At 60.9% G+C, this 14269-nt stretch carries 11 protein-coding genes; 10 read left to right on the top strand and 1 reads right to left on the bottom strand.

What is annotated here, in order from left to right; genetic code table 11:
* Nucleotides 1–23: 23 nt before the first annotated feature.
* Entirely contained in the window at nucleotides 24–740 is a 717-nt protein-coding gene (locus BM132_RS27410; RefSeq protein ID WP_092394160.1) for an SIMPL domain-containing protein, read from the bottom strand.
* Between the two features lie 392 nt (nucleotides 741–1132).
* On the opposite strand from BM132_RS27410, the gene BM132_RS27405 reads away from it, so the two are divergent.
* The 10 genes from BM132_RS27405 (at nucleotide 1133) to BM132_RS27360 (ending at nucleotide 14249) form a co-directional block, all read left to right on the top strand.
* Nucleotides 1133–2395, top strand: a complete 1263-nt coding sequence (locus tag BM132_RS27405; RefSeq protein WP_092459991.1) for an ATP-binding protein — start codon at nucleotides 1133–1135, stop codon at nucleotides 2393–2395.
* Entirely contained in the window at nucleotides 2388–2948 is a 561-nt protein-coding gene (locus tag BM132_RS27400) for a response regulator transcription factor (RefSeq protein ID WP_047229017.1), read from the top strand. The genes BM132_RS27405 and BM132_RS27400 overlap by 8 nt, the downstream gene beginning before the upstream one ends.
* 91 nt (nucleotides 2949–3039) lie before the next feature.
* Nucleotides 3040–4767, top strand: a complete 1728-nt coding sequence (locus BM132_RS27395) for an ABC transporter ATP-binding protein/permease (protein ID WP_092459989.1) — start codon at nucleotides 3040–3042, stop codon at nucleotides 4765–4767.
* 282 nt (nucleotides 4768–5049) lie between these two features.
* The gene (locus tag BM132_RS27390; protein WP_092394154.1) at nucleotides 5050–5796 is read left to right on the top strand and encodes a FadR/GntR family transcriptional regulator; all 747 of its coding nucleotides are present in this window, start codon (nucleotides 5050–5052) and stop codon (nucleotides 5794–5796) included.
* A gap of 485 nt (nucleotides 5797–6281) precedes the next feature.
* Nucleotides 6282–7193, top strand: a complete 912-nt coding sequence (gene kdgD, locus BM132_RS27385) for a 5-dehydro-4-deoxyglucarate dehydratase (RefSeq protein ID WP_092394151.1) — start codon at nucleotides 6282–6284, stop codon at nucleotides 7191–7193.
* 129 nt (nucleotides 7194–7322) lie between these two features.
* The gene (locus BM132_RS27380; RefSeq protein ID WP_092394148.1) at nucleotides 7323–8768 is read left to right on the top strand and encodes an aldehyde dehydrogenase family protein; all 1446 of its coding nucleotides are present in this window, start codon (nucleotides 7323–7325) and stop codon (nucleotides 8766–8768) included.
* A gap of 84 nt (nucleotides 8769–8852) precedes the next feature.
* Nucleotides 8853–10217: an MFS transporter gene (locus BM132_RS27375; RefSeq protein ID WP_092459988.1), complete on the top strand. Its 1365-nt coding sequence runs from the start codon at nucleotides 8853–8855 to the stop codon at nucleotides 10215–10217.
* 13 nt (nucleotides 10218–10230) lie between these two features.
* Nucleotides 10231–11784 (top strand): galactarate dehydratase, encoded by a 1554-nt coding sequence (gene garD, locus BM132_RS27370; RefSeq protein WP_092459987.1) that lies wholly within the window; start codon nucleotides 10231–10233, stop codon nucleotides 11782–11784.
* A gap of 275 nt (nucleotides 11785–12059) precedes the next feature.
* Entirely contained in the window at nucleotides 12060–13001 is a 942-nt protein-coding gene (locus tag BM132_RS27365) for an AEC family transporter (protein ID WP_092459986.1), read from the top strand.
* 276 nt (nucleotides 13002–13277) lie between these two features.
* Nucleotides 13278–14249, top strand: a complete 972-nt coding sequence (locus tag BM132_RS27360) for an IS110 family RNA-guided transposase (RefSeq protein WP_092453883.1) — start codon at nucleotides 13278–13280, stop codon at nucleotides 14247–14249.
* Nucleotides 14250–14269 lie beyond the last annotated feature (20 nt).

The raw sequence follows: 14269 nt of genomic DNA, 5'->3' as shown, positions 1-14269 counted from the left end.
AATTGACCCGCTGCCTTGAATGGTTACTGCATCAACACCTCAACCACTCCATCCGCCGTCATGTTCACTTGACTGGTACCGGGTGCTACTTCAGGCGTGACGGATTCAGCATCCATGGACGCGCCTTTCATCATCATCTGCGGACGCATGTAGGGCTGTGGGTAGCCGTTGCTGTTGAGGTTCAGGTTGACGATTTTGTAACCCTTGCCGCCCAGGGCTTCGGTGGCCAGTTGGGCGCGGGCCTTGAAGGCGTTGACGGCGTCCTTGAGCAGGGCGTCTTCGCTGGTCTGGCGGGTGGCGGTGGAGATGGCGAAGTCCATGCCGGCCATTTTCATATCGGTGAGCAACTCGCCGGTGAGCTTGGACAAGGCGGCGAAGTCGGCGCTTTCCAGGCGCAGTTCGGCGCGTTCGCGCCAGCCGGTGATTTTCTGGCCTTTGTTGTCGTAGACCGGGTAGCTGTTGCGGCTGCCCTGGCGCAGGGTGATGTCCTTGACCTGCTTGGCCTGGCCGATGGCTTTGTTCAGCGTGGTGCTGATGGCCGCGGCGAGTTTGGCCGGGTCGGTGTTTTGTTCCTCGGTGTAGAGGGTGACGATCATCAGGTCGCGGGCGACTTCCTGGCTGGCTTCGGCGCGCACGGAAATCTGGTTGTAGTGAAGCTCATCGGCGGCCAGGGCCGGCAGGCTGGCGACGGTGCCGAGGCTTAAGGCGAGCAGGGCGGCGTGACGACTGAACGTGTGCATGAAAGCTCCTTGGAATGAGGCGCAGGGGTGAGGTCCGGGCCTGCGTGAAGGATAAGACTCTAGCTTTTATGGGTGGGTTCGCACAGTTACAACTTCTATACAGATGTGCATGAGACCAATGAAGGACTCTTGCTCCCGCTGACCTGTGTGTAGGAGCTGCCGAAGGCTGCGATCTTTTGATCTTTCCCTTACGACTCGGTTAGCCGGAACAAGATCGCAGCCTCGTTGCACTCGACAGCTCCTACGACGCAGTCCAGCGGGAGCAAGCTCCCTCGCCACAGGAGGGATATGTGGCATTTGGGGCTGTGGCGCTTTGCCGCATAGCTGCCTCTGCCACCCGCGCCTTGGTTATACTCCGTGCGATCCGCCTGGAGCGCTCATCAGGAGAGCTCATGCTCGCCCCTTTGCAAATGACTTCTGCCTCTCGCCAGAACCTCTGGCGCCTGACGTTTATCCGAATCCTGGTCCTGGCCGCCCAGGCCGGGTCTGTGGGGCTCGCCTATTGGTTCGAGCTGCTGCCGCTGCCCTGGCTGCAATTGGCGATCACCCTGGCCTGCTCTTCGATACTGTGCGCGCTGACCGCCATTCGTCTGCGCACCTCGTGGCCGGTGACTGAGCTGGAGTACGCCGTGCAACTGGCCTGCGACCTGTTTATCCACAGCGCATTGCTGTATTTCTCCGGCGGCTCCACCAACCCTTTCGTGTCTTATTACCTGGTGCCGCTGACCATCGCCGCAGTGACGTTGCCGTGGCGGTATTCGCTGATCCTGTCCGGCATCGCCCTGGCGTTGTACACCTTGTTGTTGGCGCGCTTCTATCCGCTGGAAACCTTCCCCATCGCTCGGGAAAACCTGCAGATCTACGGCATGTGGCTGAGTTTCGCCCTGGCGGCGGGGGTCATTACGTTTTTTGCCGCGCGTATGGCCGAAGAATTGCGTCGTCAAGAGGAGCTGCGGGCTATTCGCCGTGAAGAGGGCCTGCGGGACGAGCAATTGCTGGCCGTGGCGACCCAGGCCGCGGGTGCCGCCCATGAGTTGGGCACGCCGTTGGCCACCATGAGCGTGCTGCTCAAGGAGATGCGCCAGGATCACCACGACCCGGCGCTGCAGGAAGACCTCGGCGTGTTGCAGGATCAGGTCCAGCTTTGCAAGGAGACCCTGCAGTATCTGGTGCGTGCCGCTGAGGCCAACCGCCGGCTGGCCATCGACATGCAGGACGTCACCGACTGGCTCGACGAAGCCCTGAATCGCTGGCACCTGATGCGCCCGGAGGCCAGCTATCGCTTCCAGCGTCTGGGCCAGGGCCCGGTGCCGCGCATGGCGCCGCCGCCGGACCTGACCCAGGCGCTGCTCAACCTGTTGAACAATGCCGCCGACGCCTGCCCCGAAGGCCTGGAAGTGGCGCTGGACTGGAATGCCTACGAGCTGACCATCAGCATCCGCGACCACGGCGCCGGTGTGCCGCTGGCGATTGCCGAGCAAATCGGCAAGCCGTTCTACACCACCAAGGGCAAAGGTTTCGGCCTGGGCCTGTTTTTGAGCAAGGCCAGCGTGACACGCGCCGGCGGCTCGGTGAAACTCTACCCCCATGAGGAGGGCGGCACGCTCACCGAGCTGCGCCTGCCCCATGCCGACCGAGGAGACGAACATGAGTGACGAGATCCAAGTCGACGGCGAAGAACTGCCGCATCTGTTGCTGGTAGACGACGACGCCACCTTCACCCGCGTCATGGCCCGGGCCATGTCCCGTCGGGGCTTTCGCGTGAGCACCGCCGGTTCCGCCGAGGAGGGCCTGAGCATCGCCCAGGCCGACCTGCCGGACTACGCCGCGCTGGATTTGAAAATGGACGGCGACTCGGGCCTGGTGCTGTTGCCCAAGCTGCTGGAGCTGGACCCGGAAATGCGCGTGGTGATCCTCACCGGCTATTCGAGCATCGCCACCGCGGTCGAGGCCATCAAGCGCGGCGCCTGCAATTACCTGTGCAAACCGGCCGACGCTGATGACGTGCTGGCGGCCCTGTTGTCCGAACACGCCGATCTGGACACCCTGGTGCCGGAAAACCCCATGTCGGTGGACCGCCTGCAATGGGAGCACATCCAGCGGGTGCTGACCGAACACGAAGGCAACATCTCCGCCACTGCCCGCGCCTTGGGCATGCACCGGCGCACCTTGCAGCGCAAATTGCAGAAGCGCCCTGTGCGTCGCTGAACCTGCGCTGAACGGATGGTGTCCACCCTCGCAGCAGATCGGGCCGTTGCTCTATGATCGGCCCGGGTTTTTTCTTTATTGAGCCTTAACCATGAATCAGAACGCTGAATATTCCGCGGTCAATGATGCGGTGCGCGGGCAGTTTTTCCGCCGTGTCTGGCAAATGACCACGCCGTACTGGCGCAGTGAGGAGAAGGGCAAGGCCTGGACGCTGTTAATCGCTGTCATCGTGCTGTCGCTGTTCAGCGTGGCGATTTCGGTATGGATCAACAGCTGGTACAAGGATTTCTATAACGCTTTGCAGGAGAAGGACAGCGTCGCGTTCTGGCGGTTGATCCTGTATTTCTGCGGCATCGCCGCCGTGGCGATCCTGGGCGCGGTGTATCGCTTGTACCTCACGCAGATGCTCACCATCCGCTGGCGAGCCTGGCTCACGGAGAAACACTTCGCCCGCTGGCTCAGTGACAAGAATTACTACCGCCTGGAGCAGGGTGGCTACACCGACAACCCGGACCAGCGGATCTCCGAAGACCTCAACAGTTTTACCAGCAACACCCTGGGCCTGGGTCTGGGACTGTTGCGCACCGTGGTCAGCCTGGTGTCGTTCTCGATCATTTTGTGGGGGGTGTCGGGCAGCATCCAGGTGTTGGGCTACACCATCCCCGGCTACATGTTCTGGTGTGCGCTGGTGTATGCGGCGGTGGGCAGTTGGCTGACGCACCTGATCGGTCGGCGCTTGATCGGCCTGAACAACAACCAGCAGCGCTTTGAAGCCGACCTGCGTTTTTCCATGGTGCGGGTGCGCGAGAACGCCGAGAGCATTGCCTTGTACAACGGCGAACCCAACGAGAACCGGCGGCTCAGTGGCCGCTTCGGCCTGGTCTGGCACAACTTCTGGGACATCATGCGGGTGTCCAAGCGCCTGACCTTCTTCACCTCCGGCTACGGCCAGATCGCGATCATCTTCCCGTTCATCGTCGCCGCGCCGCGCTACTTCGCCGGCAAGATCCAGTTGGGCGAGCTCATGCAGATCAACTCGGCGTTCGGCAACGTGCAGGAGAACTTCAGTTGGTTCATCAGCGCGTACACCGACCTCGCCGCGTGGCGCGCCACGTGTGATCGTCTGCTGAGCTTCCGCCAGGCCATGAGCGACAACGAAGACCGCGTGCCGGCCATCGATGTGCAGAACCAAGGCGACGCATTGGCGGTGCAGGGTCTGGGGTTGGACCTGGGCGATGGCCGTCATCTGCTCAGCAATGCCCATATGACTGTCGAGCCGGGCGAGCGGGTGATGCTCAGCGGGCGTTCGGGCAGCGGTAAATCCACCCTGTTCCGGGCAATGGGGCATTTATGGCCCGAAGGGCACGGCGCAATCCGGCTGCCCGCGGCGCGTTATCTGTTCCTGCCGCAAAAACCCTATCTACCCATTGGCACGTTGCGCGAGGCGCTGAGTTATCCACAGCCGGGCGACACATACCCGCCAGAGCGTTATGCCCAAGTGCTGGAAACCTGTCGCCTGCCGCATCTGGTGGCGCGACTGGACGAAGCCAACCACTGGCAACGCATGCTCTCGCCCGGCGAGCAGCAACGCCTGGCGTTCGCCCGCGCATTGCTCTATGCACCACAATGGTTGTATATGGACGAAGCCACGTCGGCGATGGACGAAGAAGATGAAGCGACGCTGTACCAGGCGCTGATTGACCAGTTACCGGGGCTGAGCATTGTCAGCGTTGGCCATCGCAGCAGCTTGAAACGGTTCCATCCGCGACATGTGCGTATCGAAAATGGCCAACTGGTGGAGCGCACCGTAACCGCCTGATTGTCATTGTCGAACACCGTGTGGCGAGGGGATTTATCCCCGCTGGGCTGTAGGAGCTGGCGAAGCCTGCGATCTTTTGATCTTTAGCTCAATTGTCTGGGACAAGATCGCAGCCTCGCTTCGCTCGACAGCTCCTACGGGCGCAGCCCAGCGGGGATAAATCCCCTCGCCACAACGGTGCATGGCGGCAAACTTTGCCAAGACCGCCAGGGAGCAAGGTGATCGTACAACCACGTTGCGCTATCATGATGCGCATTCAGCCGCTTGCCGAGACACAGACACATGGAAAGACCGATCGACGTACCACGCCTTCCCCGCAAGCGCCGCAGCCTGGCGCAGGAGCTGGTGACGGTGCTGTCCGAGCAGATTCGCGACGGCCTGCTCAAGCGTGGCGATAAATTGCCCACCGAGTCGGCGATCATGGAAGCCCATGGCGTCAGCCGCACGGTGGTGCGCGAGGCGATTTCCCGTTTGCAGGCCGCCGGCCAGGTGGAAACCCGCCACGGCATCGGCACCTTCGTGCTGGATACGCCCAGCCCGAGCGGCTTTCGCATCGACCCGGCGACGGTGGTCACCTTGCGTGACGTGCTGGCGATCCTGGAGTTGCGCATCAGCCTGGAAGTGGAATCGGCAGGCCTTGCAGCCCAGCGCCGCAGCGACGAGCAACTGGCGGCGATGCGCGCGGCCCTGGATGCGCTGAACGAAAGCGCGGCCCACGCCAGCGACGCGGTGGCCTCGGATTTCGCCTTCCACCTGGAAATCGCCCTGTCCACCGGCAACCGCTACTTCACTGACATCATGACCCACCTGGGCACCAGCATCATCCCGCGTACCCGGCTGAATTCGGCGCGCCTGGCTCACGACGACCACCAGCACTACATGGATCGCCTGAGCCGTGAGCACGAGGAAATCTACGAAGCCATCGCCCGCCAGGACTCAGACGCGGCCCGCGCGGCCATGCGCCTGCACCTGACCAACAGCCGCGAACGGCTGCGCCAGGCGCATGAAGAGGCGCAGGCCCAGGGCTAGCCGCTCGTCACTGCTCTTGTGGCGAGGGGCTTGCTTGCGCTGGGCTGCATCGTAGGCGCTCTGTAGGAGCTGCCGAAGGTTGCGATCTTTTGATCTTAATCTTTCACTTGCGACCTCATTGCCTGGAGCAGGATCGCAGCCTCGTTGCACTCGACAGCTCCTACACGGCTCCTACCTAGCTCTTACATAGCTTCTAGGACGCAGCCCGGTGGGGGAGCAAGCCTTTGCCGCCGGGGCGCCTGTTGGCAGCGTTGACAGTGACGATGAGCGGCCTTGCTCCTTGGCGAGGGCAAGTTTGAGCGGTCTTCCAATCTGCTCAAAAGCCGCGAGTTACAAGGCTTGGCCACAAATACCCCCGGACCTGGCATTCGACAAAAGACGAAATGCAGTTGACGTTCGCATTTTAAGTTGTACGATGACTTACAACTTCTCATGAAGCTGAACCGTTTCCTACAACACAACATTGCGTCCAGGGTGTTCGAATAATGAATCCACAAGAACTGAAGTCCATCCTCTCGTCTGGCCTGCTGTCTTTCCCGGTCACCGATTTCACTGCTCAAGGCGATTTCAATCGCGACAGCTACATCAAGCGCCTCGAGTGGCTGGCCCCGTATGGCGCCTCGGCACTTTTCGCGGCCGGTGGCACCGGTGAGTTTTTCTCCCTGGCCGCCAGCGAGTATTCGCAAGTCATCAAGACAGCTGTTGATACCTGCGCCACCAGCGTGCCAATTCTCGCCGGTGTCGGTGGCGCGACCCGCCAGGCCATTGAGTACGCTCAGGAAGCCGAGCGTCTGGGCGCCAAGGGCCTGTTGCTGCTGCCGCACTACCTGACCGAAGCCAGCCAGGACGGCGTAGCCGCCCACGTTGAAGCCGTGTGCAAATCGGTGAAGATCGGCGTGGTGGTGTACAACCGCAACGTCTGCCGCCTGAACGCCACGCACTTGGAGCAACTGGCCGAGCGCTGCCCGAACCTGATCGGCTATAAGGATGGCCTGGGCGATATCGAATTGATGGTGTCGATCCGCCGTCGTCTCGGCGATCGTTTCAGCTACCTGGGCGGCCTGCCGACCGCAGAAGTCTATGCCGCGGCCTACAAGGCCCTGGGCGTGCCGGTCTACTCTTCGGCGGTGTTCAACTTCATCCCGAAAACCGCGATGGATTTCTACCACGCCATTGCCCGTGACGATCACGAGACCGTCGGCAAGATCATCGACGACTTCTTCCTGCCTTACCTGGACATCCGCAATCGCAAGGCCGGTTATGCAGTGAGCATCGTCAAGGCTGGCGCGAAGATCGTCGGCTATGACGCAGGTCCCGTGCGCACGCCGCTGACCGACCTGCTGCCAGAAGAATACGAAGCCCTGGCCGCGCTGATCGACAAGCAAGGCAAGCAGTAACAGACCCGACAAAGCCGCTGAGCAATCAGCGGCTTTTTGCGTAAGGCTTGAACGTTCCCATGCTCTGCGTGGGAGCGCAGCCAGGGACGCTCTGCGTTCCTAGACAGCTATTGTAGAAGGAGTAGCTCCGTGGCAGATTCAAAGCGTTTCGATAACTACATCAACGGTCAGTGGGTGGCCGGTGCCGACTATTGCACCAACATCAACCCGTCTGACTTGTCCGATGTCATTGGTGAATACGCCAAGGCTGATGCAGCTCAAGTCAATGCCGCCATCGAAGCCGCCCGCGCCGCGTTTCCGGCCTGGTCGACCTCGGGCATCCAGGCCCGTCACGATGCGCTGGACAAAGTCGGCAGCGAGATCCTCGCCCGCCGCGAAGAGCTCGGCCAACTGCTGGCCCGGGAAGAGGGCAAGACCCTGCCCGAAGCCATTGGCGAAGTGACCCGCGCCGGCAACATTTTCAAGTTTTTTGCGGGCGAGTGCCTGCGTCTGTCGGGCGATTACCTGCCGTCGGTGCGCCCGGGTGTCAACGTCGAAGTCACCCGTGAAGCGCTGGGTGTGGTCGGCCTGATCACGCCGTGGAACTTCCCGATCGCAATCCCTGCCTGGAAGATCGCCCCGGCGCTGGCCTACGGCAACTGTGTGGTGATCAAGCCCGCCGAATTGGTGCCAGGTTGTGCCTGGGCCCTGGCGGACATCATTTCCCGCGCCGGTTTCCCGGCCGGTGTGTTCAACCTGGTGATGGGCAGCGGCCGTGTGGTCGGTGAAGTGTTGGTCAACAGCCCGAAAGTCGACGGTATCAGCTTCACCGGTTCCGTGGGCGTGGGGCGGCAGATCGCGGTCAATTGCGTGGCGCGCCAGGCCAAGGTGCAGTTGGAGATGGGCGGCAAGAACCCGCAGATCATCCTTGACGACGCCGATCTCAAGCAGGCCGTCGAACTGGCGGTGCAGAGCGCGTTCTACTCCACCGGCCAGCGTTGCACGGCGTCGAGCCGCCTGATCGTGACCGCCGGTATCCACGACAAGTTTGTCGCTGCCATGGCCGAGCGCATGCAGTCGATCAAGGTCGGTCATGCCTTGAAGGCCGGCACCGATATCGGGCCGGTGGTTTCCGAAGCCCAGCTCAACCAGGACTTGAAGTACATCGACATCGGCCAGAGCGAAGGTGCGCGGTTGGTCAGCGGTGGCGGCCTGGTAACGTGCGATACCGAAGGTTACTTCCTGGCGCCGACGCTGTTTGCCGACAGCGAAGCCTCGATGCGTATCAGCCGCGAAGAAATCTTTGGCCCGGTGGCCAACGTCGTGCGCGTGGCTGACTATGAGGCGGCGTTGGCGATGGCCAACGACACCGAGTTCGGTCTGTCCGCCGGTATCGCCACCACCTCGCTCAAATATGCCAACCACTTCAAACGTCATTCCCAGGCAGGCATGGTGATGGTCAATCTGCCGACCGCCGGCGTGGATTACCATGTGCCGTTCGGCGGCCGCAAAGGTTCGTCCTACGGCTCGCGCGAGCAAGGTCGCTATGCGCAAGAGTTCTACACCGTGGTGAAAACTGCTTACATCGGATCGTAATTGCGACACCGGCCGGAGCGGGACAACCCGCCCGGCCGTACACCAGATTTCCCGTATAAAAATAAATAGTGGAAGTAGATTTACATGCAAGAAACCAAGCCGACTCGCGTCCGCTATTTGATCCTGCTCATGCTGTTTCTGGTGACAACGATCAACTATGCCGACCGCGCAACCATCGCTATCGCCGGCTCCAGCCTGCAGAAAGACCTCGGCATCGATGCCGTTACCCTCGGTTATATCTTCTCCGCCTTCGGCTGGGCCTACGTGGCCGGGCAGATCCCGGGCGGCTGGCTGCTTGACCGATTCGGGTCGAAAAAAATCTATGCCTTGAGCATTTTTACCTGGTCGCTGTTCACCGTGCTGCAAGGCTATGTCGGTGAATTCGGCGTCTCCACCGCCGTGGTGGCGCTGTTCATGCTGCGCTTTCTGGTCGGGCTGGCCGAAGCGCCTTCCTTCCCGGGTAACGCCCGCATCGTCGCGGCCTGGTTCCCCACCGCTGAACGCGGCACTGCTTCGGCGATTTTCAACTCGGCCCAGTATTTCGCCACGGTGTTGTTTGCGCCGCTGATGGGCTGGATCGTCTACCGCTTTGGCTGGCAGCACGTGTTCATCGTGATGGGCGTGGTCGGTATCGTGTTCTCGCTGGTCTGGCTGAAGGTTATCCACAGCCCGCGGCAGCACCCGATGATCAACGAGGCCGAGTTCAATCACATCGCCGCCAACGGCGCGATGGTCGACATGGACCAGGACAAGGGCAGGGGTAAGAAGAGCGACGGTCCGAAGTGGGATTACATCCGCCAACTGCTGACCAACCGCATGATGCTCGGCGTGTACCTGGGCCAATACTGCATCAACGGCATCACCTACTTCTTCCTGACCTGGTTCCCGGTGTACCTGGTGCAGGAGCGCGGCATGACCATCCTCAAGGCCGGTTTCATTGCCTCCTTGCCGGCGATCTGCGGTTTCATCGGTGGGGTGCTCGGTGGGGTGATTTCCGACTACCTGCTGCGCAAGGGCCACTCGCTGACCTTCGCCCGCAAGGCGCCGATCATCGCCGGTCTGCTGGTGTCCAGCAGCATCGTGGCGTGCAACTACGTCGACATCGAGTGGATGGTGGTGGGCTTCATGGCCCTGGCCTTTTTCGGTAAAGGCGTAGGCGCACTGGGGTGGGCCGTGGTGTCCGACACCTCGCCAAAACAGATCGCCGGTCTGAGCGGCGGCCTGTTCAACACCTTCGGCAACCTGGCATCGATCACCACGCCGATCGTCATCGGCTACATCATCAGCTCCACCGGTTCGTTCAAATGGGCGCTGGTGTTCGTGGGCTGCAACGCGCTGATGGCGGTGTTCAGTTACCTGGTGATCGTCGGGCCGATCAAACGTGTCGTGCTCAAAGAACCCACGGCCCAGGATGACCAATTTTCCAGCCTGTCTGAAGCGAAATCCTGAAGGAGCGATGTCGATGCAACTGATTGAACATGCCGATTCGCCCCGTTACATCCGCCTGAACGAGCGGGACAACGTGGTCATTGTGGTAAACGACCAGGGCGTGCCAGCCGGAACCGAGTTCCCGGATGGCCTGGTCACCGTGGACTTTGTGCCGCAGAGCCACAAGGTCACCCTGGAAGATATTCCCGAGGGCGGCGAGGTGATTCGTTACGGCCAGGTCATTGGCTACGCGCTGCAACCGATCCCTCGTGGCAGTTGGGTCAAGGAAGACCAGCTGCGCATGCCCACCGCGCCGCCGCTGGACAGCTTGCCGCTGTCCACCGATGTGCCGGTGGCCGATGCGCCGCTGGAGGGCTACACCTTCGAAGGCTATCGCAACGCCGACGGCACCGTCGGCACGCGCAACATCCTCGGCATCACCACCACGGTGCAGTGCGTGGCCGGGGTGCTGGACCACGCGGTCAAGCGCATCAAGGACGAATTGCTGCCCAAATACCCGAACGTCGATGACGTGGTGGCGCTGACCCACAGCTACGGCTGCGGCGTGGCAATCACCGCCACCGACGCGTACATCCCGATCCGCACCGTGCGCAATCTGGCACGCAACCCGAACCTGGGTGGCGAAGCGCTGGTGATCAGCCTGGGCTGCGAGAAATTGCAGGCCGGGCAGGTGATGCATGAGAACGACAGCTCGGTGGACCTCAGCGAGCCGTGGTTGTATCGATTGCAGGATTCCAGCCACGGTTTCACCGAGATGATCGAGCAGATCATGGAACTGGCCGAAACCCGCCTGAAGAAACTTGACCTGCGCCGCCGCGAAACCGTGCCGGCGTCGGAGCTGATCCTGGGCATGCAGTGCGGCGGCAGTGATGCGTTCTCCGGCATCACCGCCAACCCAGCCTTGGGTTATGCCTCGGACTTGTTATTGCGGGCCGGGGCGACGGTGATGTTTTCCGAAGTCACCGAAGTACGCGATGCGATCTATCTGCTGACCTCCCGGGCGCAAACCCGGGAAGTCGCCCAGGAGCTGGTGCGCGAGATGGACTGGTACGACCGTTACCTGGCCAAGGGCGAGGCCGATCGCAGTGCCAATACCACGCCGGGCAACAAGAAGGGCGGGCTGTCGAACATCGTCGAAAAATCCCTGGGCTCGATTGTCAAATCCGGCAGCAGCGCCATCAACGGCGTGCTTGGCCCGGGCGAGCGCTTCAAGCAAAAGGGGTTGATCTTCTGTGCCACGCCGGCCAGTGATTTTGTCTGCGGTACGTTGCAACTGGCGGCGGGGATGAACCTGCACGTGTTCACCACCGGCCGTGGCACGCCGTACGGCTTGGCGATGGCGCCGGTGGTGAAGGTCTCGACCCGCACCGAACTGGCCCAGCGCTGGCCCGACCTGATCGACATCGACGCCGGACGCATCGCCACCGGGCGCGCCTCCATCGAGGAACTGGGCTGGGAACTGTTCCATTACTACCTGGACGTGGCCAGCGGCAAGAAACAGACCTGGGCCGAGCGGCACAAGCTGTACAACGACATCACCCTGTTCAACCCGGCGCCGATTACTTGATGATTGCGTGATCGCTGGAGACCCAGTGTGGGAGCGGGCTTGCTCGCGAATGCGGTGGTTCAGCTGGCATTGAGGTTGGATGTGCCGCCGTCTTCGCGGGCAAGCCCGCTCCCACAGGGGATTTGCGGTGAATGTAGATTCTGCGTTCACCCAAGAACAAAATGTGGGAGCGCGCTTGCACCGGGCGGCGATCCGACGATAGCGGTCTACCAGACGCCCGTGGCGTTAGTGGCTATCATTAGCCACCTAACGACACCCTTCTCAAGGTCCCCGGCATGCTGGCAATTTTCCTCGAAACCCTGAACATCACCGCGCCGGTGTTTGCCATGTTGTTTCTGGGGACACTGCTCAAGCGCATTTACTGGATCAACGACAACTTCATTCACATCGCCTCGTCCCTGGTGTTCAACGTCACCATGCCGGCGCTGTTGTTCCTCGGCATCCTGCATGCCGATCTCCATGCGGCATTGCAGCCGGACCTGCTGATCTATTTCTCCATTGCCACCCTGGTGTGCTTTGCCGTGGCCTGGGGCTGGGCGATCTGGCGGTGTCCGCGTGAGGACCGTGGCATCTATACCCAGGGCGCTTTTCGCGGCAACAACGGTGTGATCGGCCTGGCGCTGGCGGCGAGCATGTATGGCGATTACGGGATTTCCCTGGGGTCGATTCTCGCGGCGCTGGTGATCCTGTTCTACAACACCCTGTCGACCATCGTGCTGGCGGTCTACAGCCCGGTGATCAAGTCCGATCCTTGGAGCATCTGCAAAAGCGTGGTCAGCAACCCGCTGATCATCAGTGTGGTCCTGGCCACGCCGTTGGCCTATTGGCAGATCGGCCTGCCGAACTGGTTCGAAACCTCGGCCAAATACCTTGCCCAGATGACTTTGCCCCTGGCGTTGATCTGCATCGGCGGCACGCTGTCGCTGGCGGCGCTGCGCAAAAGCGGCAAGATGGCCCTGAGTTCGAGCCTGGTAAAAATGATCGGCCTGCCGCTGCTGGCCACCCTCGGCGCCTGGCTCTGGGGCTTTCGCGGGGCGGAGCTGGGAATTCTGTTCCTGTACTTTGGCAGCCCCACCGCCGCCGCCAGTTACGTCATGGCCCGCGCCGCCGATGGCAACCATGAACTGGCCGCGGCGATCATCGTCATCACCACGCTGATGGCGGCAATTACCACCAACCTGGGGATTTTTGTGTTGCAGTGGGGTGGGTGGATCTAAGGTCAAAATCAAAAGATCGCAGCCTTCGGCAGCTCCTTGTATATCGACTATCGCCCTGTCAGGAGCGATAGTTCTCGACTGATCATCGAGGGAGGGACTTGGAAGCCGTGCAGCTCCTTAGGCTTTTTGCCTGTGACGTAGATTGTGCTCCAGCCCTCCACACTCACTCATACAGTTCGAACGGTATCTTGGGCCCGCCTCAGGCTAGAGCTCGCATTCGCAAGGTTGGACAGAGTGAAGTGATGATCGCAAAAGGGACCAAGTGGAGAGACGATCATGTCAGGTTTCGTTGGCGTCGACATCGCAAAGAACACCTTTGATATTGCTACACATTTGCCCAATGGCAAGCACAAAACCAAGGCCAAGCTGGGCAACGATCCGAAGGGTTTCAAAGAGTTTGAGACCTGGCTGGACAAACACGTCGAGCGTTCGGCCCTGATCGTGATGGAAGCCACCAGCGTCTACCACCTGGAGCTTGCCGAGTTCGTCTACAACAAGGGTTTCCGGGTCTGCGTAGTGAACCCGGCCACGACCAAAGCGTACGCGGACAGTGAACTGCGCCGAATCAAGACCGATAAAAGCGACGCCAAGCTGATCGCTGACTTCGCCCGAGAAAAAGATCAGAAGCTTCAGCCCTGGGCGCCTGAGCCACTGAAATATCGCCAGTTGAAAGCGATGGTGCGCCGTTTGGATGACCTTCAGGAAATGGAGCAAATGGAGCGTAATCGTCTGGATGTGTCTGACGAAAAGGTCAAAGACTCGATCAACTCCGTTCTGCGCCATATCGAAAAAGAGATCGTAGAAACGCATAAGGCGATCAAAAAGCACATTGATGACGACCCGGACATGCGCCAGATGCGGGATCTGATCGTGACCATCGACGGCATCGGACAGAAAACGCTTGAGCGATTGCTGGCCGAGCTGGGTGACTTGCGCAAGTACAGCGATCCTCGCCAACTTGTCGCCGCTGCTGGGCTGAACCCCAAGTTGCAGGAATCAGGGAAGCTCAAGGGCCACACCCTAATTTCGAGAATCGGCTCAGCACGGCTGCGTGCAGGCCTTTACATGCCTGGCATGGTGGCGCTGAAACACAATAACGCGATCATGGCGATGAAAGAACGCTTGGAGGCCAACGGCAAGGCCCCCAAGCAGATCATCTGCGCAGCGATGCGCAAACTGCTGCACTTCGTTTACGGAGTGCTCAAGTCAGGTCTGCCATATGACCCAAAACTTGCGCTTGCCCGGTGAGATTTAAGACGGTATCTACA

The organism is Pseudomonas sp. NFACC45 (genome assembly GCF_900113505.1).
Taxonomy (GTDB): Bacteria; Pseudomonadota; Gammaproteobacteria; order Pseudomonadales; family Pseudomonadaceae; genus Aquipseudomonas; species Aquipseudomonas tehranensis.
The sequence above is the reverse complement of the archived record's forward strand: the minus strand, read 5'-3'. Positions and strand labels throughout refer to the sequence as shown.

What these genes read in the sequence shown, in the direction of transcription:
- BM132_RS27390 (WP_092394154.1), top strand. Translation starts at nt 5,050, where the DNA reads ATGGAAAGACCGATCGACGTACCACGCCTTCCCCGCAAGCGCCGCAGC.
- BM132_RS27360 (WP_092453883.1), top strand. Translation starts at nt 13,278, where the DNA reads ATGTCAGGTTTCGTTGGCGTCGACATCGCAAAGAACACCTTTGATATT.
- BM132_RS27365 (WP_092459986.1), top strand. Translation starts at nt 12,060, where the DNA reads ATGCTGGCAATTTTCCTCGAAACCCTGAACATCACCGCGCCGGTGTTT.
- BM132_RS27375 (WP_092459988.1), top strand. Translation starts at nt 8,853, where the DNA reads ATGCAAGAAACCAAGCCGACTCGCGTCCGCTATTTGATCCTGCTCATG.
- BM132_RS27405 (WP_092459991.1), top strand. Translation starts at nt 1,133, where the DNA reads ATGCTCGCCCCTTTGCAAATGACTTCTGCCTCTCGCCAGAACCTCTGG.
- garD (WP_092459987.1), top strand. Translation starts at nt 10,231, where the DNA reads ATGCAACTGATTGAACATGCCGATTCGCCCCGTTACATCCGCCTGAAC.
- BM132_RS27395 (WP_092459989.1), top strand. Translation starts at nt 3,040, where the DNA reads ATGAATCAGAACGCTGAATATTCCGCGGTCAATGATGCGGTGCGCGGG.
- kdgD (WP_092394151.1), top strand. Translation starts at nt 6,282, where the DNA reads ATGAATCCACAAGAACTGAAGTCCATCCTCTCGTCTGGCCTGCTGTCT.
- BM132_RS27410 (WP_092394160.1), bottom strand. Translation starts at nt 740, where the DNA reads ATGCACACGTTCAGTCGTCACGCCGCCCTGCTCGCCTTAAGCCTCGGC.
- BM132_RS27400 (WP_047229017.1), top strand. Translation starts at nt 2,388, where the DNA reads ATGAGTGACGAGATCCAAGTCGACGGCGAAGAACTGCCGCATCTGTTG.